This is a genomic window from Atopobium sp. BS2, assembly GCF_000565075.1.
In the GTDB taxonomy this organism is placed as follows: domain Bacteria; phylum Actinomycetota; class Coriobacteriia; order Coriobacteriales; family Atopobiaceae; genus Lancefieldella.
In genome coordinates this window covers 1-24,226 of the sequence record NZ_JDFG01000019.1, presented here as the reverse complement: position 1 = coordinate 24,226, position 24,226 = coordinate 1, and the positions used below count along the sequence as shown (strand labels likewise).

Here is a 24,226-nt window from a genome sequence, read left to right as displayed (position 1 = left end):
AAGCTGCTGCCTACATTGGCATAGTTGGTGCGACAAAGACGCGAGCAGCGTTCTCGCGGTCAAGGTCATACAAGTTCTTTGGATCTCCACCAAAGAGCTCTACTGCCTTGAGAAGATCGGAAGCATTTGCTTCTTCCTCGCCCTGCTCCTTAACGTACCAGTCAAGCAGCTGCATAGTGCGGAAATCGTTTGCCTTCTGAGCAACGGCGTAGCACTCGTTAATACTTGCGGTAATGAACTGCTCGTGCTCGTACGCTGCCTTGATTGGCTCAACTACCTTGGAGAAGGTAAGGTCTGGCTTTGCGATTGCCTCCATGGTTGGAGTCCAATCGTTGTCAAGCAGGTAACGACGAAGAATACGTGCATGAGCAAGCTCTTCCTGAGACTGGATGACATACCAGTTTGCAAAGCCCTTCAGGCCCTGCTCCTCATAGAAATCTGCAAAGGTCAGATACAGATAAGCGGAATAAAACTCTTTGTTGATCTGCTGATTAAGGATGTTACCAACGTTTGTGTCAAGTGCCATGTTCTTCTCTTTCCTCATAACAATGTTTTCTCATAAAAAATGAGAAGCTCTTTGGCTTCTCATTTTTGATACCCAGTTGTTAGTCTCTTAAACAGATTGCACAAAATCTTAATGATAAAAATAGTTACTATTTTTATCTTCTATTTGAATGCGCTGCGCTTGCGCCACCTATACGTTAGTCGCGGGTGAGCTTGCGGTGAATGCGATGAGGACGAGCAGCCTCCTGCCCAAGTTTTTCAATACGATTAGCCTGGTAAGCCTCAAAGTTACCCTCAAACCAGAACCACTTGCCTGGGTTCTCGTCGTCGCCCTCCCACGCAAGGATGTGCGTAGCAATGCGGTCCAAGAACCAACGGTCGTGGCTGGTTACCACTGAGCATCCCGGGAAGCGCTCAAGTGCATCCTCAAGGCTTTCCAGCGTCTCAATATCGAGGTCGTTGGTAGGCTCGTCCAGAAGCAGGAGGTTTCCACCCTGCTTAAGCGTAAGGGCAAGGTTTAGACGGTTCCTCTCGCCACCAGAAAGGACGCCAGCGCGTTTCTGCTGGTCAGGTCCTTTGAAGCCGAAGCTGGCCACATAGGCGCGGCTTGGAATCTCGGTGTCTCCCACCTTGATGAAATCATTGCCGTCAGAGACAACCTCCCAGATAGTCTTATCTGGATCGATTCCCTGCCTCAGCTGGTCAACGTAAGAAATTTGAACCGTCTCACCAATCTCAAGCGTGCCAGAAGTGAGCTCCTCCTGGCCAACAATAGCCTTGAACAGCGTGGATTTACCGACACCGTTAGGGCCAATCACGCCAACAATACCGTTTCTTGGCAGGCTAAACGAGAGGTCGTCGATAAGAACGCGGTCGCCGAAGGCCTTGTGGATGTGATCGGCCTCCAGGACCTTCTGGCCCAGACGCGGACCCACAGGAATCTGGATCTCGGTGAAGTCGAGCTTCTTGGATGCACGAGCTTCTGCTTCCATCTGCTCATAGCGATCAAGACGCGCGCGGTTCTTTGCCTGGCGAGCCTTAGGAGACGAACGAACCCACTCCAGCTCAGCGCGCATTTTCTTTGCACGTTTGGCGTCCTGCTGGTTTTGAGCCTCAAGGCGAGCTGCCTTGTTCTCCAGGTAAGTTGAATAGTTGCCCTCATAAGGATAGAGCTGTCCGCGGTCAACCTCACAGATCCACTCGGCGACGTCGTCGAGGAAGTAGCGGTCGTGCGTGACGGCCATGACGGCGCCGGGGTAATCGTGCAGGAACTTCTCAAGCCAGAGCACCGACTCAGCGTCAAGGTGGTTGGTAGGCTCGTCAAGAAGCAGCAGGTCAGGTGCCTCAAGAAGCAGACGACACAAGGCTACACGGCGTTTCTCGCCACCAGAGAGATGGATGACGGGAGAATCTGGGTCTGGGCACTGGAGAGCGTCCATTGCCTGAGAGAGCTGGCTGTCCAGATCCCAGCCGTTAGCTGCGTCGATCTCGGTCTGGAGCTGGCCCATCTCTGCCATGAGCGCGTCAAAATCGGCGTCAGGGTTGCCCATCTCAACGCCGATCTCGTTGAAGCGAGCGATCTTGGCAAGCAGGTCACCGAAGGCAAGCTCGATGTTCTCCTTGACCGTTTTGGTCTCATCCAGCGGCGGCTCCTGCTGGAGCAGGCCAACGGTGTAACCTGGGGTAAGCTTTGCCTCGCCGTTAGAGACGTCCTCTATGCCGGCAATGACCTTAAGCAGGGTGGACTTTCCCATGCCGTTTGGACCCACGACGCCGATTTTTGCGCCAGGATACACGCCGACGGTGACGTCATCAAGGATGACCTTCTCGCCGACAGCTTTGCGAGCCTTGTACATCTGATAGACAAACTCTGCCATGTGCTCCTCCTTAAGGGGCTGTCAGATGAAATATTCACATAGTCCATTCTAATGAAATATTGCGAGGACTCCACAGTAGAGAAGCGGGAAAGAGGATACGTCTGCAAAACGCGAGGTCACGACGCGAGACGCGAGGGCGCGATGCGGTGCGCGAGAGTGCGACGCGAGACGCGAGGGTGCGATGTGGTGCGCGTGGGTGCGATGTGGTGCGCGAGGGTGCGACGCGAGACGCGAGGGTGCGACGTGGAATGCAAAAACACACCTATGTCAGATAATCTGCTCAAAAGGCATATACATTGCACTCAAAACCTCTATATCTTGCAGATTATTGGACTTAAGTGTGTTTTTTGCCTCGCATTAAGCAGATTATCCGACATAGGTGTGTAGCTAGAGGCTCGAAAATAGTGGTAGTTAAACTATTTATATATAGCTATTCATCATTACGAATATTTGTCATTATTTATACATAATAATGAATTGACCCATTAAATGTGATCATGGCTCGCGTTAGATAGCCGTCTTCGGATGGTTTATCGCAAGGGACACCAAATCTCCAAGCTATATAGCACAACCGCACTGTAAATTGCCATTCAACCGCGTCGTTACGAACGAGTAGGAAGAATGGCAACAAAATTGTGGGCTAACGTAGGCTTTTTTGTTTGACGTGGCCCTTTGTGGTTTAAGTGAGCTTATGGTTTGACGTAGGCTTTTATGGTTTTACGTGGCCCTGATTTGCTTTATCTACGGCATCTTTGACCATCTGCGCGTAGAGGGTGCCACCACGATTAATGGAATCTGAATCAGAGCCAAAGTGAACGTAATCAGTACCTGCCCAAATGTCAGGATTATCCTGAGCAATCTGTGCCCAATCCGCAATGGTAATGAAATCGTACTGTTGAGCGAGTTCAAGCTCGTGTGCGCGAATAGCATTTGCACCAGCATTTGGATCGGAGTTTCTACCGTCATACGGAGTGACAAAAATCAGACGATGTCCACGCGGTAGCATGTCCACAATCTTATCAACCGCATCGGAGCCGCCAACAGGGTTGGTGCCCAGGGCAACAACAACGTCCTGGTAGAGGGTGTTGTTGTCGATTGCGGACTGCAGCAAATCTACGCCCATCGCCACGTTTCTACTAACAGAAGCGTCAATTTGAGCATCGGGCAGCGCATCCTGCAGGTAAGAACGAGCGCGCAGCGAAACAGAATCGCCAATGTAGGTGACTCCCTCAACAACGTTGTAGTTGCTTGCCTGCGAGGTATCCGCATGCTTGCGAGTCATGGTCATGGTACTCTGCTCCTGCAACGAAGCATTGAGCAGCAGATCGTTCTGGAAATCGCTAAGCTGTGGAGCGGTTAGCGCAATAAAGGCAACGGCCGCAGCAAAAGGAATAAGCGCAAGGCCGGTACCTCGCAAAACCTTCTGACCATCAAGCTTGATGCGCGAGAAGATCTCCGGAGACTTCCCTGCCAGCGCTGGCTCAAGTACATAGAACGAGCAGCTTGCAAATACAAACGAAAGCACCAGGGTTAGGAGTGCAGCTAGGACTGGATCGACCTTCTCGGCAAAAATAATGTACAAAGGCCAGTGGAACAGATACACGCCGTAGCTGGTATCTGCCACAAAAGAAACGATGCCAGGCTCGTTGATACCCTCGGTTTTTTGATGCAACATGCGAGCAAAGAAAATCATTGCGGCTGCTGCGAGCGAGGCAAAAAGGAAACCAAAGGTGTACGTGAAGAGATCCTCGAAGTGCATGAAGACGCTCAGGAAGACAAGAACGCCGCAGCTTGCCACAAGGCCCACAAGCGTTAGCTGAGTAGAAAGCTTCTGCTCGAGCTGGTCAAAGAGCTCGCCCGTCTGAGCAATTCCTGCAACACACGATAAAAGCGCACCGATAAAGAAGGGGAACACGTGCGTTTGCGTCGAGAAATACTGGATAGAAAGATTCGTGGAGTTTTGGGCGCCGTTGGCCATCGCCAAGTAAGTAACAACGAACAGCACCAGGGAAGCTCCAGCAATCTTTACCTTATAGCTTCTAATTGTTTTGCTCATGCAAGCAAGCAGCCAGGCGCACAAACCCCAGAGCACATAAAAATGCATCTCAACGGCAAGACTCCAGGTGTGCAGATACACGTGAGGAGCAAATTGATTCTCATAGCTGTTGCCCAGAACTATCTCAAAGTAGTTAGTTACAAAGCCAAGAGCTGCGGCAATCTGATACTTAATACCGGAAATGAACTCGGTACGCACAAGCAGAAGAAACGGCATGCATACAAGCACCATAAACACAAGCGGCGGCACAATTCTGTAGAAACGCCTGCGCAGGAAACCAATGACGTCGATGGATCTAAAGCGAGCAAACTCGTCAATCAAGAGAGCCGTGATGAGATAGCCCGAGAACGTAAAGAATACGTCGACACCAATGAAGCCACCTGGAAGCGCGTCCTTAAAAAAGTGATATATGAGGACTAAAACAAGTCCTGTTATACGTACAAGCGAAAACCATTTAATTCGCACTTTGATAAATCCCTTGCTTAAAAGTTCCTTCGTACACAATGTTGTCTTGCGTAGTGAGCTTTCCCTGTCCGTCTGCCTGGCCTTTTACAAACTGACCTTCGTACGTCCAGCCATCTTTTGAAGTATACGTTCCCGTACCTTGGAAATACCCGTCGACAAATTCTCCCTCGTAGGTATCACCATTCTCAAAAGTCATCTTGCCTTGACCATTCATCTTTCCCTGAATGGTAGTGCCGGTATACGTCACCTGATTGTCGCCGAATACCAGCGTTTTTTGACTTGGTCGGTTAACCAGAACAATCGAGAGCACCGCAAGCACCAAAATTGCAACAACGCTTACCAGCTCGAGCTTTCTTCTGCCCGCACTCACCGGGCGAGAATGACGCTGCTCTGGTTCTGGATCTGCTTGATTGCGAGGACGCTTCTCCACACGAATGCTTTTGCGGGCAGATAGAGGCGTTTTCTGACGCTTCTCTTTTTCTGGCTCAACTTTAGACCGCATGTTTTCTGCAGGTTTTTCTGCGGGCTGTGTAACGGACTTTTCTGCAGGCTGTGCAGCAGACACTTCTGCAGGCTTACGCTGCGCAAACGACGTAAAAGCAGATGAAAGCTGCTCAGAAGCAGTCTGCAGAGAGGCCACTGGACTTGCCGTAGTATCAGCCTTCTCTACGGGAGCCTGAGGTGCTTCTACAGGTGCAACTTCCCTTGCCTCAGATGAAGGCTCAGGGACGTGCGCTGCTTTAACCATATGACGAGCGTTTCTTTTTTTAGCAGAAAAACGCGTAGGAGAACTCACTAGGTATTCCAATTCAATCGATTTGTTAACTATTTCATTGTACTAATTTCCTTCAACTTTTGAATTGTCATTTGTCCTATACACATTTACCAGATTCACAGGTACGCCCGCTGTTTTTCTGCGATTTTCTGTTCTAAGTAAAAAGAGAGAGGGGTACACTACAAGGTGGTATTAAAAAAGAAACAAAATGTGCTTACTAAAGTGTGTTCTAATTAGAAAGTTACATCATCGACATTATCAGGGAGGCGAAGATGGCAGAAGCAATTCGTAAAGTAAATATCATTGGCCATTTGAACCCAGATACAGACAGCATTTGTGCTGCAATTTCTTATGCGTATCTCAAAAATCAGATTGATAACCCTATCTATGAAGCTCGTCGCGCTGGCTCACTCAACCGTGAGACTGCGTTTGTCCTAAATCACTTTGGCTTCGAAGAGCCACAGCTTATTACTACGGTTACTCCTCAGATCAAAGATGCAGAAATTCAAGCTCAGCCAAAAGTTGATGCTGGAATGAGCCTCTATGCTGCTTGGCAGCTCATGCAGGACGTTAAGCTTGATACACTCTGCGTTACTGATGAGGAAGAAGAGCTTACCGGCCTGATTGCCGTTAAAGATATTGCAAATGCAAACATGAGCCTTTCCGAGCCAAACCTGCTCTCTAAGGCTAAGACAAGCTATGCAAATATCGTTTCTACGCTTGGTGGCACCATGGTTCTTGGTGATCCTCAGGGCGTTGTTAAGCAGGGCAATATTCGCGTTGGTACCAGCGCTTCCGCCCTTTCAGAGATTGTTGACGCTGGCGATATCATTGTTGTTGCTGGCAACCATGAGAACCAGACTATCGCAGTTGAGCACGGCGCTTCCTGCCTTATTGTCTCTTGCGATGCTCCAATTGCTCAGGACGTCATTGACCTGGCTAAAAAGCGTGATTGCGCTATTATCAGCACTCCTCGCGATACCTTTGAGGTAGCTCGCCTGCTTATCATGTCTATGCCTGTACGTGAGAAGATGCTCACTGACGACATCCTTAAGTTCAGCGTCAACACCGCAATTGATGATGCTCGTAAGGAAATGACCAACTCAAGGCACCGCTTCTTCCCTGTTATCAACGAGAACGGAACTTTTGCTGGTCTTATCAGCGGTCCTGGTCTTTTGAATCCTCGTAAGAAGCATGTCATTCTTGTTGACCACAACGAGCGCACTCAGGCAGTTGATGGTCTTGAGCAGGCAGAGATTATGGAGATTGTTGATCACCACCGCATCGGCTCCATTGAGACTTCCAACCCAATTACCTTTAGAAACGTCCCTGTTGGTTGCACCTGCACCATCATCTATGGCCTCTACCACGAGTACGGCATCGAGATTCCAAAGAATATTGCTGGCCTCATGCTCTCTGCAATTCTTTCAGATACCCTTGCATTCCGCTCCCCTACCTGCACCGAGCGCGATATTGTTGCTGGTAAGAAGCTTGCAGAGATTTGCGGAGAAGACATTGACGCTTACTCTGAGCAAATGTTTGACGCTGGAGCAGACCTCACTGGTCGTACTGCAGAAGAAGTCTTCCACGGTGACTACAAGGTATTCAGCCGTGGCGGCGTAAAGTTTGGTGTTGGCCAGGGCTCCTTCATGACCGAGTCCAGCCGCAAAGCTGCAGAGGAACTTGTTGGACCATTCTTGGAGACTGCCGCTAAGTCCGAAGAGCTTCCAATGGTCTTCTACATGTTCACCGATGTTAAGAGCCAGGTCACCGAGATGCTCTTCTACGGTGCAAATGCTGCCAACGTCATCGAGCGCGCCTTTAACGTAAAGGTTGATGGCAACATTGCTGTTCTTCCAGGTGTTGTCAGCCGTAAGAAGCAGGTTGTTCCATCTCTCATGGCAACGCTTCAGACGCTCGCCGAGGAAACCGCCAACTAACACGGGTTTCTCGCGCGTCGCGCCTTATGCGAGCTTCCACTGCGCAACTTTCTCGCTCGTCGGGTTTCTCGCGCGTCGGATTTCTCGCCATTGATTGAAATGATAACGCCTACCTGCACTTTCGCGGGTAGGCGTTTTTCTACAGGAGCTGTTCTATGACGGCTCCTATTCTGTCTCTGATCACCAGATTGGCGCGACCATCGTACGGTGTGGGTTGATCGTTGATAATGACCATTTTGTTGCCCTCGTAGTAGTCGAGAAGACCAGCGGCAGGCTGCACTACCAGCGAACTTCCTGCAACTACAAGAACCTCCGCTTGTGAGATAGCATTCAGCGCGCCGTAAACCGTGTCCATATCAAGGCCCTCTCCGTAAAAGACGATATCAGGCCTAATAACTGCGCCGCATTGACAGAGCGGCACCACAGACGACTGCTCTTCAATCTGATCAAGCGTGTAGGTGTGGCCGCACTCGGGACAATAAAAACGCGTCTCGTTGCCATGGAGCTCAAACACACGCTTGCTACCAGCAGCTTGATGCAGTCCGTCGATGTTTTGCGTCACCACCGCGCGCAACTTTCCCGCAGCTTCCAAGTCTGCCAGCCACTTGTGAGCAATGTTTGGCTGAGCCTCCCCCAAATGATGAGAGTTTCTAAAATACGTGTAATACGCTGCGGGGTAATCAAAAAACACATCGAGCGAGAAGATCTCTTCAAGCGTAAAATCTGGCGCCTTACTGTAGGCAAAAGACTCCTCGTTATCGGGGTCAACCGTTACTCCATTTCCCAGGTCGTAGGCTTCTTTTCCCATGTCATAGCCGTCTTGGCCCAGGCCAATGGTCATGTTTTCTACCTTGATGCCGCCCTGGCGATACAGACCGTTAGTACCCCTAAAATCAGGAATACCGCTTTCCGTTGACACGCCTGCGCCACCAAAGAAAACAATGTTATCTGACGACTGAATCCAGTCTTTAAGCTGCTCAATCTTGGTCATTAGGCACCTCTAACCTAAAAAAGGGACCCGGATAAACTGGGTCCCTCGTCTCAAGCGCCGGAGCTCTTGGCGCTGAAAACGCTAGTAGTCAAACTCGTCAGGAGCATATTCAGTAAGGCATGCATCCAGACCGGCTTCAATTTCCTCATGGTTCATATGACGGCCAATGAAGCACAGCTTAGTTTGACGATCGCCCAGTTCATCATCCCATTCTGCGCGTAGCTCGGGTTTCTCGTCAAGAAGGGTTTCTCGCTCATCCTCTGGCAGCGATGCGTAGAACATGCCATTCTCGTAGAACTGGACCTGCTTGCCAGCCTGCTCAAATACGTAGCTCATCTCGGGGTCTTGCGAAATCCAGATGCTACCCTTGACGCGGATGATATTCTTTGGCCAGCTAGCCACAAACTGGTTAAGTTTGTCCAGGTCAAATGGCTGACGGCGGCGATACACAAAGGTAGTAATCTCGTACTCCAAAACCTCTGGGTCCTCGTGCTCCTCAGGATGCTCCATTGCATCCATCCAGGCAGCGGAGGCGTAAGCTTTGTCAAAGTCAAAACGGCCCGTATTGATAAGCTCGCTCATTGGAATGTCACCGTTGACCGCCTCAACAATAACGGCGTCTTTCTGCAGGCCACGAACAAGCGCCTTGAGCTCGTGGAGCTGCTCTGGAGTAACCAGATCGGTCTTGTTGAGTACCAGCGTAGAGCAGAACTCAATCTGCTGAATAAGCAGGTTCTCGATGTCATCCTCTTCAATATCTGGGTCGAGAAGATCGGCGCCGTTGTGGAACTCCTCAAACATGCGAGCACAGTCAACAACTGCGACGATGTTATCAAGGTTGAGGTGAGAGTGGTTAGTTGCATGCTGGCTCTGATTGCAGAATGCAGAAATGTTATAGGTAATAGGGATTGGCTCACAGATACCTGAAGCCTCAATAATGATGTAGTCAAACTCCTCGGTATCGGCCAAATCACCCAACTGAAGTGCCAAGTCATTAGAAAGGGTGCAGCAGAGGCAACCGTTAGTTAGAGGAATAACGTCGCCTTCTTTAGCGTAGCCGCCGTCTTTAATAAGACCAGCATCAACGTTAATCTCGCCAATGTCGTTGACAATGACTGCTGCGTGAATACCTTCAGTATTAGAGAGAATGTGGTTCAAAATAGTGGTCTTACCTGCGCCTAAATAGCCGGTAAGCAGCACAATTTTCACCTGCTTTGGTTCAGACATAGTGAGCTCCTATCAAATGTCAAACTTTTATATCAAAGAATAAACTTCTTGACTGTAAAAGTGGGCCCTGACGCTTAAGTGAGTCAGGGCCCAACCTTCGCGTTACAAATTATCGAGCTGGAAGCTTAGAAGCTACCGCGATCAATAATCTTGCCTTCCTTCATGATGACGTCCATGTTCTCAGGCGTGAGGTCGCGAATGTTGTTAGCAACGTCGCCCTTGACTACGAGGATATCAGCAGAGAGGCCTTCCTTAACAGCACCAAACTCGTTCTCCTTGCCCAGCATCTTTGCGCCGTTGTAAGTAGCAGCTGCAACAGTATCAAGGATGGAGATGCCAACCTTCTCGACAAAGTCATACATCTCATCGATGGTGACGTAGCCGTAAGGAGTGACAAAGCTGAAGGAGTCGGAACCGATGGTAATGGTGATACCCATATCATAAGCCTTACGCAGGTTAGCATAGGTGCGTGCAAGGCCCTTCTCGACAACAGTCTCGCCTGGGAATGCGTCAAGCTCTGGAGTCCAGTCTGGTGGATAGGTTCCGTACCAAGTTGGCAGGAAGCCGATGGTTGGGGTGAAGTATGTTCCCTGCTCAGCCATAAGCTTCATGGTGCGCTCGTCAAGCTCAAAGCCGTGAATGAGCTGCTTGCAACCAAAGCGGACGCAGTCATATGCAGCGTCAAAGTTGTTGTAAGAGTGAGCATACAGAGGAATGCCTACCAGTGCGCACTCGTCAGCAATTGCCTTGATCTCCTCGGTGCAGAAGAGCTGCAGACGGTCGGAGTCCCAGCGCCAAATGCCGCCACCGGTTGCCCAGATCTTGATGCCGTCAGGCTCTTCACGAAGACGACGGCGGATTGCCTTACGAAGCTCCCATGGACCGTCTACCTGGTCGCCCCAAGGGTGTCCGTCCTTGGAAATCTGCAGTGGCAGGTGGTGAGAGTCACCGTGACCAGCAACGCGGCAAAGGCCAAGGCCGGTAGCAAAGATACGAGGACCCTGCATAATGCCCATGTTAACGAGGTCGCGGATAGCAATACCATTGCGGCCAATCTCAACGACAGTGGTAAGGCCGTGGGTAAGAGCGTCATAAGCCTGCTTGACTGCGCATGCCTGCTTCTGAGCAACGGACTCGATAACCCAGTCGTTATCGTTGTCGGTCAGGTTGCCGGAGAAGTGCAGGTGTGTATCAACAAGACCAGGCATTACGGTATGACCGGATGCGTCACGTACCTCATATCCCTCTGGGACCTCTTTGCGAGGACCAGCATAGGTAATCTTGTCGTCATCAATAAGGACAAGAGAGTCCTCAACTGGAGCAGCGCCAGTACCGTCAACGAGCTTGCCGCCTACAAAAGCATACTTACTCATGTTTCCCATCCTTCCTTTGTTGTCCGCTCACTTCTTTTAAACGGACGAGGTTTACTTGCATAGTAAGCCCGGGTTAACTCCTTTGGAATAAGTTAGCCATGGTTGCCGGTAAGCGGAGCAAAAATACCCATGAACGGATGTTCAGATATCAATAATTTCATATAAACATCTAAAGTATTTGATTACTTCATATTTGCTATGACTACATTGCATAGTTGTGTCAAAACAGTTTTTGTCCGGTATCCGTGGTAAGGTTGAGAAAACAAATTAAGGAGGGGCAATGTCTCAGAATTCTTCGTCGCAGTCCAGCTTTTTTGCACTTATTTCTCGCATGCGCTACATTGAACGCTGGTCGCTTATGCGCAATTCTCGCTCAGAAAGCCTTGCTGAACACGCCCTTGACGTGGCCGTTATTTCTCACTGCCTCGCAACTATTGCAAATGTGCGCTATCACAGAAATCTTGACGCAGATCGTGCAGCTCTTATTGGTATGTATCACGATGCATCAGAGATTATCACCGGAGACATGCCCACGCCGGTAAAGTATGCTAATGCAGAGATTAGAGATGCATATCATCAGGTAGAGGCACGTGCCGAGAAAACCATTCTCTCCACACTGCCAGAAGACCTGCAAGACGCCTATGCTCAGGTGCTTACTCACAGCGCTGAGGCTTCAGAGAGTGAAGCTTATCTTAGAAAGCTTATTAAAGCTGCAGATAAGATTGCAGCGCTCATTAAGTGTATTGAGGAGGCTCAGTCTGGAAACTCAGAATTTATTACCGCTGAAGCCTCAACTCGTGGAGTTGTTGAAGATTTAGCAGATTCTCTTCCAGAAGTGCGCGATTTTATGACAGAATTCCTACCTTCGTACGGAGAAACGCTTGATCAGCTTCTGTAAAAAACGCTGATTTTGCCCACTTGTTGAGGAGTTGCTTTGCGCGCACTACATGCACGTTTGCCTAAAAACTTTGTTCTGGAAGAGCGCTTAGAGGCGTATTCCAGCGTCATTGAGCCTCATCCAGAGGCTTTGAGAGGTACGTGGGCTTCTGCGTGTGCGCCAATTACTGCTGAGGGACATGTTCCCTTCTCTGAGGTCCGTGTAGACCTTGGCTGCGGCAAGGGATCTTTTACTGCCGCTCAAGCTAAGGCAAATCCTAACGTGCTTTTTGTAGCCATTGATACAGAACCTATCTGTATTTCATATGCTGCTAAAACAATGTATGAAGCAGGAGTGCCTAACGCCATCGTAGTTCCTGGTACCGGCATGAAGATAGATGAGTACTTCTCGCCAGAAGAGGTCTCTGTTATTTATCTCAACTTCCCTGCACCATTTCCTCGAATCAGGCAGGCAAAGATGCGTCTCACTGATGCTGAGCGTCTTATGCAATATAGAAATGTTTTGGCTAAAGAGGGCGTTGTTCGTCTTAAAACGGACAGTCAGCCACTTTTTGATTTTTCTCTTGAGCAAGTTGAAGTTGCTGGTTACAACTTTATTTGGAAAACGCGAGATGCACAGACAGATTTTCCTCACGATGTTCCTAGTGAGTACGAACAAAAACTTGGCGCCCAAGGCGCTAAGGTTCATGCCTACCTGATTGCTCCAGGTCCTGTACCAGCAGATTTCACACCCACAGAGCCTGTCAGTCTTGTTGACTACCTTCCAGAAGATTTAGAGTCACTAACCTACGTTCCTCATGGAATGGAAAGCACGGTCCGCAATCTTGCAAACCGTGCTCGTAGACTTCGTAAGAAGGCTCAATAATTTGTAATTGGCTATGTGTAGAAACAGCTGTTTGCCAAAACAACCTTTGTAGGAGCGCTCCTTTGCGAGCGCTCTTTTTTAGGCCAGCAGCCCTGACTCTTTTACTTGATCGACTTTATATTCAGAGCTCTGGTGGAATTAAGAACCGCAAGCACCATAACGCCTATGTCTCCAAAGACCGCTAGCCACATGGGAGCCAAACCAAAGGCTGCAAGGATCAAAACAGCAACCTTAACTCCAATAGCAAACACAATATTTTGCTTTGCAATACCCAAGGTATGACGAGCAATCTTTACGGCCTTTGAGAGCTTAGAAAGCTTGTCGTCCATAAGAACTACGTCGGCGGCCTCAATAGCAGCATCAGACCCCAAACCGCCCATAGCAACGCCTACATCAGCGCGTGCAAGAACGGGTGCATCATTGATGCCGTCACCGACAAAAGCAAGGGACTTACCAGCTGTCTTTTGGGCGAGAAGGCCTTCGACCGCAGCTACCTTATCCTGTGGAAGCAGCTCAGAGCGAACCTCGGTGATACCCATCTTAGCTGCAATCTCTTCTGCAACGTCGCGTTTATCGCCCGTGAGCATAACAACCTTAGAAACGCCAACGTTTTTGAGGGAAGCGATTGCTGCTGGAGCATCAGCTCGTTCGCGGTCAGAAATAACAATGTGGCCCATGTAGGTCCCATCAACAGCCACGTGAATGATGGTTCCGTGGTTCTCGCACGCTTTCCAAGAAGCTCCTACGCTCTCCATAAGTGCGCTGTTGCCAACAGCAACACTCTTACCATTCACGTTAGCGCAAATGCCCTGACCAGCAATTTCTTTGATGTCCGTGATAACACAGTCATCGTCCTCGATTGGATAAGCAGCACGAAGAGCTGCAGCAATGGGGTGTGTGGAGTGCATCTCAACGTGAGAAGCTAGGTGCAGAAGGTCCTTCTCGCCAATGGCCTGAGGATGAACAGCCAGAACCTCAAAAACACCCTCAGTCAGCGTACCGGTCTTGTCAAAGGCAACGGTATCAAGGGTAGAAAGCATATCAATGTACGCAGAGCCCTTGATTAGGATGCCCTCCTTCGAAGCAGCACCAATACCGCCAAAGAAGGCCAGTGGCACGGAAACTACCAGCGCACACGGACAAGATGCAATAAGGAAGGTCAGTGCTCTTACAATCCAGATTGATGCGTTGCCCACAAAGTCTCCCGAGAGCAGTGGTGGCAAAAATGCCAGCGCAATGGCACCGTAAACAACAGCTGGAGTATATACGCGAGAAAAACGACGAATAAAACTCTCGCTCTTGGATTTGTTTTGGTTTGAGCTCTCTACCAGCTTAATGATGCGGGAAGCAGTAGAGTCTTCAAAGAGGTGAGTAACGCGGGCACGTACCACACCAGAAAGGTTTACGCAGCCCGAGATAATGTTATCCCCCACTGTTGCATCACGAGGCACGCTCTCACCAGTAAGAGCAACGGTATCAAGACTGGTAGAACCCTCGACAATCTCTGCGTCAACAGGGACACGGTCGCCAGGCTTTACCACAATAATCTCTCCTAGCCCAACTTCTTCTGGAGAGATAGTAAGCAGCTGTCCGTCACGTTCAACCGTTGCGCTGTCAGGACGGATATCCATAAGATTAGCAATTGATTTCTTGCTGTTGTCAGAAGCAAGGTGCTCAAACACCTCGCCTACCTGGAAGAACAGCATGACAAAAACAGCCTCATCAAACATAGGAGAGCCGTTAGGCACAAAACCAATAAGCAAGGCACCAATGGTAGCAATGGTCATGAGCAGGTCTTCGTTAAAACACTCACCCTCAGTGATGCTCTCCCATGCTTCTAGAACAACATCGTATCCCGCAACAGCGTAAGGCAACAGGTATATCAAAAGTGCCTGCCAAAGTTGCAGCTTAAATGCATGTTCAACCGCGTAAGCAATACCTAACAAAACAGCAGAACAGACAATGCGAGCAATCTTCACCTTTGTCTTTGAGCCCATAGCTCCTCCTTGGGTTGTTGTTACGCCTAGTCTACTCCTTAAATTAATATATGTACATATATTCATACGACAATTTCAAAGAATTTTTCACAAGAAACTCCACGGGCGAGAAACCCGTGGAGTCCCAGATAAACAGAGAATTTTAGACGTACTCCTGGCCGTAGCTCTGGTCTTAGGCTTGACCTTAATCCTAGCCAAACGATCTTCTCGCCAGGTGGTCTTCTCGCCAATTGAAAGACTAATTAATCAGCGACGCAGGAGTTGGGATAAATCCCTCAAAGATGACAGGCGCACCTTCAAGCTCGGAGGCAATCATGTCCTCCTCATTCCTAACGGTCCAAGTAATAAGGTGTGCACCCATGGTATTGCAAGCCAGCTTTACAAAGGGGTTCTTGCGGTCCTCAAACTTGTAAGAAATGAAGTCTGGACGACCAACCGAATTACCAAAGAGAGCTGTAGCGCCGGCTCGCGTAGCAATGTTCATGTGCTTAGTCTGACGGTCAACCAAGAAATTCTCTGAGAGCTGGCCACGAAGCATCTCAGGACGGTTCTGACGTAGCCACTGCAAAACGCGTGGGTCAAAGCTCTCGATGCAGGCGCGAACAGGGCGAAGATCAAGAGCCTGCATGATCTTTTCTGTCAGCTGCTCAGCGTTATTGTTACGCGTCTTAGCCTCAATAATCAAAGGCGCAGGCAGCTCACCGGAACCACTCCATGCATAAACCTCAAGGACTTCCTCAAATGTTGGAATCTGCTCGTCAGTAGCAAGCAGTCTGAGACCACGAAGCTCCTCCAGCGTGGACTCCTCAACAATCTTCTGCACGCCGCAGAGACGATCAAGTGCAGAATCGTGAACAACAACCAGCTTATTATCTGCGGTCAGGTGAACATCAACTTCGGAGCCAAAGCCCTTCTCGACAGCTGCACGGAAGGCAAGCAGGGAGTTCTCTGGAATGCCTGCCTCGTTGTTGTAGAGACCTCGGTGAGCATAGCGATGACGTGCAATCTCGTGCCAACGCTCCAGGAGCAGGCGGTCATTTTGCTTGCGAGGAGCAATAGAATAAGCACCGTATGCAGCTAAACCAAGAGCAGCACCAGCCACAACGCCACCAGCAATTGCCGCATTTCTAAACGTCTTGCGCTTCTTGGTAGAGGCTAACAGAGCGTCAGAGTTCTGTCCATTTTGAGCAGCAATTCCCTCAACAGCATCTGCAACTGCAATGTCTGTAGCAGCGTCTTGATAATCAGCCAGGGTCTCCCCCATCTCTTCAAGCGACTCAGCAGTGCTTGCCAGCTGCTTTGAAAGCTTGTTCTTTGGGCGAGAAAAACGGTTCTCTAGATTAGACTGAAGCTGAGTCTGAGCAGCCAAAACAGAAGTCTGAGCTGAACGAAGCGCAGATTGAGCACGAGCTACTGACGATTGGATAGTATCAGCGCTTGGAAGTGCTGGTCTTACGTGAGCATTAAAACCAGCTGTAAGCTGCTCTTTAGCGATATTGCCAGCCAAGTTGGCAGCCTTAGAAGCCGTTGTGGCAAGCAACTTTCTTCCAGCCTCGGATTGAAGTGCTGCCTTTGCGGCATACTGAGTAATTGCTAAACCTGCAGCTCTAACTGCAGCCCTCTTAATAAAACGACCAATCATGTGGGCTCCCTTCAATCTAGCTTTATTCTATCAGTCCAGCTGGCGCTTTTTGCCACATATTACGACTTTCTGAGCGCAATCAGTATCTTTGTCTGTTCAAAATCAAGTAGTATGTAGTCCATTAACTACTATCTCAGGAGTATCATGGCTGTTATAAAACAAGAACACGCTCTTTACCTGTATAAACTACTCAAAGCAACCATTGGCATCTCCAAACAAACTCCCCTTTCTACCGTTGAGGGCGTCTTGATTGAAGATGACCTTGCGCCGCAGGATTTTGGCTTTGACGACATCCGCGCGCTTATGGAAGCATGCCCCGACTTCATCAAAATCACGGCGTTTAAAAAGGGTTATGTCTACGCAACGCTTCTGACCTTTAATACCTTTGAGGTTGCCCTTGCTGCTGGCGAGAAAAACGTCGAGGTGCAAAGCAATGACAAACCATGGAAGCGTCGTCGTGGAGCTAAATCCATTCGTGCTCTCAAGCCGAAACACCTGGTAGTTGAGACAGAACCTGAAGTTGAGGAACTTCCTGCACAGGAAGAATCGACGGAGTCAGAGGAGCTGCCTGTCGCAGAGAGCTCGGAGGAACTATCTGTTGCAGAAACAGCACTGGTCGCAGAGGAATCTGCTGATGAGGTGCCTGAAGAAGACCTCCAGCAAGAATCTGCCGATGACGCCGCTCCAGAACCTGCCGAAACCGAAACGTCAGCTACAGAGTCTAAAACGGCCGAACCAACAGTACCCGAGCCAACCATCTCGCTTACCGTAACCTACAACCCCTACGACGGCTCCGATGAAGAGAAGACGCTCGAGGCTGCTCCTTCAATATTGCAGCAGGCAATGAGTGCAACAAGTTCTACCTCTAGCACTACAACTTCTGAGCCCCAAGCTTCTACGCAGGTAATCAATCAGAATGAGACTCCTACCCCCATCCCAACATACCCTGCCAATTTTGAGGAAGACGTCCACGTTAACAACGAGCTTCTCGGCATTTTGTATCAGATGGCTCCTGTCGACGCCAACGTCCTCAAACAGCTAGAAGAAGACTTCAAACTTGCCGAGTCTTCTCACGCACTCATTTCAAAGGGCGGTACATTTACATTCAATACGCGTTATAAGAAACCGCAGACAGACGACGTTATTACCGCTACTATTCGCAAGTCTAAGCGCGGAGCTCTGCGCCCCTGGACACTCTTGAAGCTCAGTGTTTCCGCAGATGAACTACATGATCAGACAGTTGACGTGCTTCGCGGACTGCCAAAATCTAGCATTGCTTCATGGGAAAAACTTCCTGCTGCAGCAAAGCAGTTGCCAGTCAACCCAGTTGACGTAGTCATGAATGAGGCTCCTGTCTCCGACTGGAACGCGCTTTGCACCACCTATCTGAGCGACGCTCCTTCGTTGCAGGCAGCGCAAGCTTGCCTTTCCGCAGCGTACGTCTACAGAAAGAACGAGCAGCAGCTCATACATACCGACGCTGACTTCTCGCTTCCCGTCCCAGTTGCCTCGCCCCTGCTCTTTGATTCTGATTGCGGATTTGATGACAACTCTCCTTTGGTGCAAAACGCCTTACGAACAGCCAAACGTGGATGGCGCATGGCTGTTGAGCTCTACAATCCGTCCAAGTGCTGCACCTACCTTGCGCTTCCCACCTCTGATGGCGAGAAACCCCTTGTGCTGGTATTTGAAGCGTCAGCAGAAGGCCCTTATCACGTTGTTGCAACACTGACTATTAAAGAGGCGTACCCCCTCGCACGTATCTTCTCTGATGGTCTTCCTACCTGGATTTTGCCACAGTAGTCCCAGCTTACGAGCAAGCTGCCTTCGCAGAACAGCTCGCATAACTGGTTAGCAAAAAGCTGCGTCGTGTAGACGCGGCTTTTTTGTAGTTGGATTTCTCGACGGCGGGTACACCGAGTTTTTTGCCAAGTGCACCGGGTTTCTCGCCAGAGGGCTGTTGCCAGACTCTCTTACCAGATGCCTAGTTTAGTCGTGCCATGGTTCAACAGACCATTCGTTGCCCGTGAGGCTCCAATTCTTCATATCGTTGGCATCGCCGTTGACGACAAACTCCCTGACAAAAGTATCTCGCCTGCCATCAGAGAGTGTCTCGATGTAGTAACGAGGACGAGCCTCTCCTTCATAAGACTCATCAAGCGGTGTGGTGTAGTTGGACAGCATCTGCTGGTCAGCGCCCATGTCCTTAAGCGTCTGGGCTAAAATGTCATAGTGCCAGACAGGCGCATCAGAAACCTGCATAGGCTGAGCGGCCTCTTCAGCAGTCTGACCAGCTGGTTTATACATGATAACTGGGGCAGAAGGTGTCTGAATATCTCTTTCAGTTGAATACCAATTACCATGGTCAGCGGTGACAATAAAAGATGTATTCTCATACACCCCAAGGCGCTTAAGCTCAGCAATATACTGCGCAACAATCCTATATGCGCCCATAGTTTGCTCGTCAACGTTTTGCTTACTTGGATCCTCAGTACGCTCAACGTTGCGATCAAGAATATAAGGTGGATGCGAGCCAATAAGGTGGATGAAGCGGAATGAACCCTTCTGACCAGCACTGTCATCAATCGAAAGTCCGTAATGCTGAAGCTCCTGGTAATACTTGAGGTCATCCTCGGTGTAAGGCTGGGAAGAAAGGTCAACCTCGTCCAGGTTGGCTGGCTTGCGCATACGCATATTGAGGTCCTCGGTGTAATACCAGAAGTGAGGCTTAAACACCCAAGACATATCTCTACAGAGCGCCGTCTTATAGAGAATACACAGCGCACCTAGCACGTCAAGCTGGTTATCTATGCCGCGACCACGGGGTTCGTGGTAGTTGATGGAATACTTCTGCGCCGTGTCCCTGTAGTGAGAGTAGTTCAACTGGTCTGTATACAAACCTGCTTGATATCCAGCATCCTGAATATCCTTGAGATATTGATCACTTTGTGCCCAGTTGTAGACAAAATCGTTGAAATTCTCACCAGGCTGAGGACGAGAACCAAAGAGCAGCGATGGAATACCGTAGCGCGTAGGAATCATTGATCCCACGGAGTTTCTATACCAAGTAAAGCCCGTAAGAGGCGCAAATGTCTCTGGGTACTCATCGTAAAGCTTCTGTACAAAGGCAGTGTCAGTGGTATCTAAAACAAATACCACAACGTTCTTCTTGGAAGATACGTTAAAGAGACCATCTCTTGTGGCATAAATTTGTTGAGATTCTCTTGTGTTTACATCTGTGAAAGCAGCTACAGCAGGTCCCCATAAACTTGCAACACCCACTGCCTGGACAATGATAAGACCTGTTGCGGTTACTAGAAGGCTTGTTCGAAACTGGCGTGCTCTTAAAAGCGAGAAGACCACTGCAGCTGCAATGATTGCCAGCCAGATGATACCAGAAACAATCATTTGGGTTGTGAAGTCTGACCAGATAACTGCATGTCCATCAGCAAGCGGCATACCACCATTCAAAAACACTGCCTGAATGTATGACGCCACACCGATAGCTCCCACAGATGCAACGGCAACATTAAAGACTCGCTTGCGCAGCAGGGAGAGGACTGCGGTAAGAATGAGCGTGATGACAAGACCCGCAAGAATAACAGGACCTGCAACATCATTGAGGTTAAAAGAAAGGTCTCGCGCACTATTAGCCACTAACTCAAGTGGGGCTACGACCAAAATAGTAAAGACGGTGAAGAACGAGACAAGGAACGCAACACCAATGCGACCCTTAGGTTTGAGGGTGCCCTCTTTTTGCTCTTTAAGACGAATTGCTTCTGCCGCAAGAATTTCTTTCATCTGAGTATTTGCTGCTTCAGCGCCCTTTATATCTACCTTGTGTACTGCACCTTCAACAATCTTGTTTGCGTTCTCGTCAATCTTGAGCAGACGAAAGAGCACCTTACGAGAACGTCTAAATGCAACACCGAGGACCGCTGAAAGTGCCACCACGACCGCTGCCAGTGCCTGGATGGTGTAGGTCATAACTGACGGATCAACGTAGGCCTGAGCGATTGCTGGCAGAAGTGCCCACCAGACTAGAGTCAGCACTGCAACATACAATGCAGCATGCACAAAGAGTGAACGCGTCTTGTGAGCGGCGGCGCTGACTGGTGTCTTCACAGATGAAGTGGCCGTTTTACGCACGGAAATCACTGTCCTTCTCGGCGTCACCGTCGCCTGCGGCATTGGCGTTGCCCTCGGTTGCGGCGTCGCTTGTGGTTTCGGCGTCGTAGGTCTTCTCGACATCAACGTCCGCAATTCCCTCCTGGTGCGCCAAAACGCGCTCGAGGATGAACTTACCTGCGGCTTCTCCGCCGTGGCCGAGGTTAAAGATCATGTTGTTACGAATCTCTTCAATCTTGTGCGACCAGCTGTCGGTCTCTTCAAGCATCTGCGCAACCGCGTCGCCCAGGCCCGAGAGGTCCTTAGGATCAAAGCTGCGGCCAATCTCGTTTCTGAGCGTAATGTCGCATGGATCCGAATGAATCTTGCTCCAGTCAGGGTTATTCTCCTTCATTGCGGTGTCAATGAAGACCGACGGCTTGAGCGTGGTAAACGAGAACTCCTCGGCAACACTCGACCAGTCAGTAAAGAGCAGGTCAGCCGAGAGAACCGAAGTGTTGGAGCTGAAGTCGGTCTCAAAGGAGAGCTCCTCTGGGTCCGCGTCAGCGTAGCGAGCAAGAATCTCCTCCATACGGGCAGGATAGCGCTTCAAATACTCTGGGTGTGGGCGGACCACAATGCGCCAACCGCGGCCCATGAGCTGCTCAAGCAGGCCGTCAAGGCAGCTATCCATCAAGTTGTCATACTGCCACGAAGGACCAATCAACAACAGGGGTTTCTCGCCAGGTTTACGCTGGCCCAGATTCTGCTTCTGGTAGTTCTGGATTGACCTGTCGAGAAGATCGTAGCCAATAGCAGGCTTTCTCTTGGATGGCGTGCCGTAGTACTTCTCGACCAGCTCAAGATCGTGCTGCTGATGAGGGCCAACGCAGAGGACGTCGTCGTAGTAGGTGTACTCGTTGCGCGTCGAGGTGACTGTCATGGAGGTCATGTGGTGGCACATGTACATGTACTCAGCGTCTTTGCGCACGTAGGAGCGCTTCATGTAGGAGCTCTCCAGGTCGCCGAGGGAAGTTACCACAACATCAGCGTCGAGCTTCATGAAAAGCGTGATGAGGCGACGCTGACCCAAGTAATACGGAATCAGACGAGGCTGCTGTTTTGCCAGTTCAAAGACCTGGTCGTTAGGGTCAGAGGTGACATAGTGGATACGGACGTCAGAGTTTGCCAACAGCCACTCAATGGCGCCCTGGAAGTATTTGTAGAAGCCGCTTGACTCAGAATAGAAAACCAGGTGCTTGCCGATGGTGTCAAAGAAGCGCTTGTAATCCTCTTTTTCGCGAGCGGCATGAGGATCGCGCTGGAACCACTTGTGAGTGGACTTGGTTGCTGCGTCCATTGCCTCAAACTCGTCTCGAGCAGCGTTGAGATCGTCGTAATCAACCTGCTTACGAGGGTCGATGATGATGTTACAGACAATTTGGACCAGAATTGAGAGAAGGTTTGAGCAAACCCAGTAGAACGCCATGCCGCAGACAACGTAGACTGCAAGTACCAGTGACATTGCAATAGAAAGGCCGTTTGTGGTGTTCTTCTCGGCACGAGACTGCTCGCGCTGAAGTGGATTCAGCTTGTTAGAAGCAAGGCCAAGAGCGACCGAGGACAGAGCTGCTGCCAGTGGCATAATCCAGGTGATACCGCCGTCGATGATTGGGGTCATGCCCAAAAACTCTGTGCCAGGTGCGCCAGAATCAGTGATGCCATGGATGACGTCAACCAGGCCGAACAGGATGACAACCTGGATTGCCAGAGGAATAAGGCTCAGCAGCGGGTGATAACCTGCCTTTTTGTTCAGCTCATTGGAGCGCTCCTCGATGGTCTCTCTATCGCCGAAGTAGCGCGTCTTCAAGCGGAAGGCCTCAGGCATAAGGCGTACCATAACAATAGAGTTTTGCTGCGTCCAGAGAGCCAGAGGCATCAGGATGATTTTAGTTGCAAGAGTAAAAAGGAAGATTGCCGCCCACCAACTGCCGGTCAAGTCGTATGCGGGCTGAACAATAAGTGAAAAAACGTATGCAAGCTGCTCCATATACAAACCTTCTACGAGAAACCTCTACAGAAGCCAATAAAACCTAAGACCTGCAAAACCAATGGAATCCATGGCAGGCTAAAAGAAAGCTACGGCATCTAAATGAAGTCTGCAGTATCCAAAGTTAACCTGAAGTATCCATTCGTGCATAACTAATTTATGGTATCAAAAAACGCTATTTATCGGCAGTTTAAAGCGAACAATCAAAATGTAGAATCTTTAATTTTAATGGACAAAATTTATTCATAAATTGTTCTTTTTAAAATCATTCTATAAAAGTTACGTAGGCAATTGTCTTTCTCGTTAATCAAAATTTAACCCCTGAAATGGCATTTTATTTGATTTTGGGGTTGCAATCGCGGTTCTGCTGGCTAAAATACTCTCCATGTTATTTTTAATATTCGGCGCATTAGAGCGCTTTTGAAATGAGGAGATTCTATGCAGGCTAATCTGCAGGAGCTAAAAGAGACCTATTCGCGGCAGACGTATAGTGTGTTTTCGATCAACCGCCAACAGAAGATTGCTGACTCCCAAGTTACCTTTTCGCTTGCTCATTCTGTTTTCATCATTCCTGTTTTTGGAGCTGCCGAGATTACTATTGGTGGAAATGAATTTGTCTGCGAAGGAACCACGGTTGTACATGTTCCTGCAGGTCAGACCGTAACGTATCGGACCCTTTACGGACGCTCATTTGACCATGTAAACATCTACTATGATGGTATTCAGGGCGATGTCACCAGCCCAATCTTCAATGCCTATGCATTTGATCCTCAAGGATTCGACCGCATTCTTGATAAGGTGCTTGACCTGGAAAAACTTAACACCACCCCATCGCTGGACAATCGTGTTGCTCAGATTGTCAATGGCACCGAGCTCATCAAGTCTATGTTCCTACTCACCAACAGCCAAAAGGTTCAGGAGAGCATGGCCGAGGCTCGCACGTACATTGAGCTCCACTTTGCAGATCCGATTACCATTCCTGGCCTAGCTAAACGTTGCGGAATGAGCACTCAGCGCTTCTCCAACAATTTTGTCCAAACATTTGGCGTTCGCCCAATGACATTCATTATCGCAAAGCGTCTTGATCATGCTCAACAGCTGCTTCAATCTGGCCTTTCTGTGCGCGAGACTTCCGAGGCAGTTGGCTATAGCGATCCGTTCTATTTCAGCAGACTATATAAGAAGCACATGGGCGTCACGCCTCAAGACGTTCATGACAGCTATGAGGGAAACATCCTGATTAAGTAGTTGCTGCTTGAGATTGCCAGTTGCTGCTTGCAGAAAATACTTGCCCAATTACTTGTGGCAAAACTGGTCGCAGGTTTTATTGCAAATCAAAGGGTCAGAACGTTTTGTTCTGACCTTTTTTGCATAATCCGGTTGTTATATTCATTTCCATGAATACGTAATTTTTGAGCTCAAAATTATGTGCCGAAAAAGGTAAAAAACGCGTTTAGTTG

At 49.4% G+C, this 24,226-nt stretch carries 16 protein-coding genes; 5 read left to right on the top strand and 11 right to left on the bottom strand.

Features of this window, described 5'->3' with window-relative positions:
• Nucleotides 1-10 precede the first annotated feature (10 nt).
• From HMPREF1492_RS02305 to HMPREF1492_RS07750, 4 genes are all read right to left on the bottom strand, one after another.
• Nucleotides 11-526 carry a ferritin gene (locus HMPREF1492_RS02305; protein WP_035435524.1) on the bottom strand — a complete coding sequence of 172 codons (516 nt, stop codon included), beginning with the start codon at nt 524-526 and terminating at the stop codon, nt 11-13.
• A 175-nt stretch (nt 527-701) separates the two neighbouring features.
• Nucleotides 702-2,381 carry an energy-dependent translational throttle protein EttA gene (ettA, locus tag HMPREF1492_RS02300; RefSeq protein WP_035435521.1) on the bottom strand — a complete coding sequence of 560 codons (1,680 nt, stop codon included), beginning with the start codon at nt 2,379-2,381 and terminating at the stop codon, nt 702-704.
• A gap of 709 nt (nt 2,382-3,090) precedes the next feature.
• Nucleotides 3,091-4,902 (bottom strand): acyltransferase family protein, encoded by a 1,812-nt coding sequence (locus tag HMPREF1492_RS02295; RefSeq protein WP_035435519.1) that lies wholly within the window; start codon nt 4,900-4,902, stop codon nt 3,091-3,093.
• A complete protein-coding gene (locus HMPREF1492_RS07750) occupies nt 4,892-5,698 on the bottom strand; it encodes an MORN repeat-containing protein (protein ID WP_232215591.1) in 807 nt (268 codons plus the stop codon). The genes HMPREF1492_RS02295 and HMPREF1492_RS07750 overlap by 11 nt, the downstream gene beginning before the upstream one ends.
• Before the next feature lie 251 nt (nt 5,699-5,949).
• Between HMPREF1492_RS07750 and HMPREF1492_RS02285 the strand changes: the two genes are divergently transcribed.
• Nucleotides 5,950-7,617, top strand: coding sequence for a putative manganese-dependent inorganic diphosphatase (locus tag HMPREF1492_RS02285; protein WP_035435516.1), 1,668 nt, complete (start codon nt 5,950-5,952; stop codon nt 7,615-7,617).
• A 139-nt stretch (nt 7,618-7,756) separates the two neighbouring features.
• Here the strand turns inward: HMPREF1492_RS02285 and HMPREF1492_RS02280 are convergent, their stop codons facing one another.
• The 3 genes from HMPREF1492_RS02280 to HMPREF1492_RS02270 form a co-directional block, all read right to left on the bottom strand.
• On the bottom strand, nt 7,757-8,608 hold the full coding sequence (locus tag HMPREF1492_RS02280; protein ID WP_035435514.1) for an NAD-dependent protein deacylase: 852 nt from the start codon (nt 8,606-8,608) through the stop codon (nt 7,757-7,759).
• Between the two features lie 81 nt (nt 8,609-8,689).
• On the bottom strand, nt 8,690-9,835 hold the full coding sequence (locus tag HMPREF1492_RS02275; protein WP_035432683.1) for a CobW family GTP-binding protein: 1,146 nt from the start codon (nt 9,833-9,835) through the stop codon (nt 8,690-8,692).
• Between the two features lie 125 nt (nt 9,836-9,960).
• A complete protein-coding gene (locus tag HMPREF1492_RS02270; protein WP_081933327.1) occupies nt 9,961-11,208 on the bottom strand; it encodes a metal-dependent hydrolase family protein in 1,248 nt (415 codons plus the stop codon).
• A 280-nt stretch (nt 11,209-11,488) separates the two neighbouring features.
• Here HMPREF1492_RS02270 and yfbR point away from each other — a divergent pair, with 280 nt between their 5' ends.
• Both yfbR and trmB read left to right on the top strand, forming a co-directional pair.
• Nucleotides 11,489-12,106 carry a 5'-deoxynucleotidase gene (gene yfbR / locus HMPREF1492_RS02265; RefSeq protein WP_035435512.1) on the top strand — a complete coding sequence of 206 codons (618 nt, stop codon included), beginning with the start codon at nt 11,489-11,491 and terminating at the stop codon, nt 12,104-12,106.
• A gap of 36 nt (nt 12,107-12,142) precedes the next feature.
• Entirely contained in the window at nt 12,143-12,970 is an 828-nt protein-coding gene (gene trmB, locus HMPREF1492_RS02260; RefSeq protein ID WP_035435510.1) for a tRNA (guanine(46)-N(7))-methyltransferase TrmB, read from the top strand.
• Nucleotides 12,971-13,071: 101 nt separating this feature from the next.
• Here trmB and HMPREF1492_RS02255 read toward each other — a convergent pair whose 3' ends face one another.
• Together HMPREF1492_RS02255 and HMPREF1492_RS02250 are read right to left on the bottom strand one after the other, a co-directional pair.
• A complete protein-coding gene (locus HMPREF1492_RS02255) occupies nt 13,072-14,967 on the bottom strand; it encodes a heavy metal translocating P-type ATPase (RefSeq protein ID WP_035435508.1) in 1,896 nt (631 codons plus the stop codon).
• A 238-nt stretch (nt 14,968-15,205) separates the two neighbouring features.
• Nucleotides 15,206-16,609, bottom strand: a complete 1,404-nt coding sequence (locus HMPREF1492_RS02250) for a glycerophosphodiester phosphodiesterase (protein WP_035435506.1) — start codon at nt 16,607-16,609, stop codon at nt 15,206-15,208.
• 144 nt (nt 16,610-16,753) lie between these two features.
• Between HMPREF1492_RS02250 and HMPREF1492_RS02245 the strand changes: the two genes are divergently transcribed.
• On the top strand, nt 16,754-18,412 hold the full coding sequence (locus HMPREF1492_RS02245; RefSeq protein WP_035435504.1) for a hypothetical protein: 1,659 nt from the start codon (nt 16,754-16,756) through the stop codon (nt 18,410-18,412).
• Nucleotides 18,413-18,598: 186 nt separating this feature from the next.
• On the opposite strand, the gene HMPREF1492_RS02240 is transcribed toward HMPREF1492_RS02245, so the two are convergent.
• Nucleotides 18,599-20,758, bottom strand: coding sequence for a sulfatase-like hydrolase/transferase (locus tag HMPREF1492_RS02240; protein ID WP_035435541.1), 2,160 nt, complete (start codon nt 20,756-20,758; stop codon nt 18,599-18,601).
• Nucleotides 20,751-22,766, bottom strand: a complete 2,016-nt coding sequence (locus HMPREF1492_RS02235) for a YidC/Oxa1 family membrane protein insertase (RefSeq protein ID WP_232215590.1) — start codon at nt 22,764-22,766, stop codon at nt 20,751-20,753. Before HMPREF1492_RS02235 ends, HMPREF1492_RS02240 begins: the two co-directional genes overlap by 8 nt.
• A gap of 438 nt (nt 22,767-23,204) precedes the next feature.
• Here HMPREF1492_RS02235 and HMPREF1492_RS02230 point away from each other — a divergent pair, with 438 nt between their 5' ends.
• A complete protein-coding gene (locus HMPREF1492_RS02230) occupies nt 23,205-24,014 on the top strand; it encodes an AraC family transcriptional regulator (RefSeq protein WP_035435502.1) in 810 nt (269 codons plus the stop codon).
• The last annotated feature ends 212 nt before the right edge of the window (nt 24,015-24,226 follow it).

What these genes read in the sequence shown, in the direction of transcription:
- HMPREF1492_RS02255 (WP_035435508.1), bottom strand. Translation starts at nt 14,967, where the DNA reads ATGGGCTCAAAGACAAAGGTGAAGATTGCTCGCATTGTCTGTTCTGCT.
- HMPREF1492_RS02305 (WP_035435524.1), bottom strand. Translation starts at nt 526, where the DNA reads ATGGCACTTGACACAAACGTTGGTAACATCCTTAATCAGCAGATCAAC.
- ettA (WP_035435521.1), bottom strand. Translation starts at nt 2,381, where the DNA reads ATGGCAGAGTTTGTCTATCAGATGTACAAGGCTCGCAAAGCTGTCGGC.
- HMPREF1492_RS02270 (WP_081933327.1), bottom strand. Translation starts at nt 11,208, where the DNA reads ATGAGTAAGTATGCTTTTGTAGGCGGCAAGCTCGTTGACGGTACTGGC.
- yfbR (WP_035435512.1), top strand. Translation starts at nt 11,489, where the DNA reads ATGTCTCAGAATTCTTCGTCGCAGTCCAGCTTTTTTGCACTTATTTCT.
- HMPREF1492_RS02280 (WP_035435514.1), bottom strand. Translation starts at nt 8,608, where the DNA reads ATGACCAAGATTGAGCAGCTTAAAGACTGGATTCAGTCGTCAGATAAC.
- HMPREF1492_RS02250 (WP_035435506.1), bottom strand. Translation starts at nt 16,609, where the DNA reads ATGATTGGTCGTTTTATTAAGAGGGCTGCAGTTAGAGCTGCAGGTTTA.
- HMPREF1492_RS02235 (WP_232215590.1), bottom strand. Translation starts at nt 22,766, where the DNA reads ATGGAGCAGCTTGCATACGTTTTTTCACTTATTGTTCAGCCCGCATAC.
- HMPREF1492_RS02230 (WP_035435502.1), top strand. Translation starts at nt 23,205, where the DNA reads ATGCAGGCTAATCTGCAGGAGCTAAAAGAGACCTATTCGCGGCAGACG.
- HMPREF1492_RS02285 (WP_035435516.1), top strand. Translation starts at nt 5,950, where the DNA reads ATGGCAGAAGCAATTCGTAAAGTAAATATCATTGGCCATTTGAACCCA.
- HMPREF1492_RS02245 (WP_035435504.1), top strand. Translation starts at nt 16,754, where the DNA reads ATGGCTGTTATAAAACAAGAACACGCTCTTTACCTGTATAAACTACTC.
- HMPREF1492_RS02275 (WP_035432683.1), bottom strand. Translation starts at nt 9,835, where the DNA reads ATGTCTGAACCAAAGCAGGTGAAAATTGTGCTGCTTACCGGCTATTTA.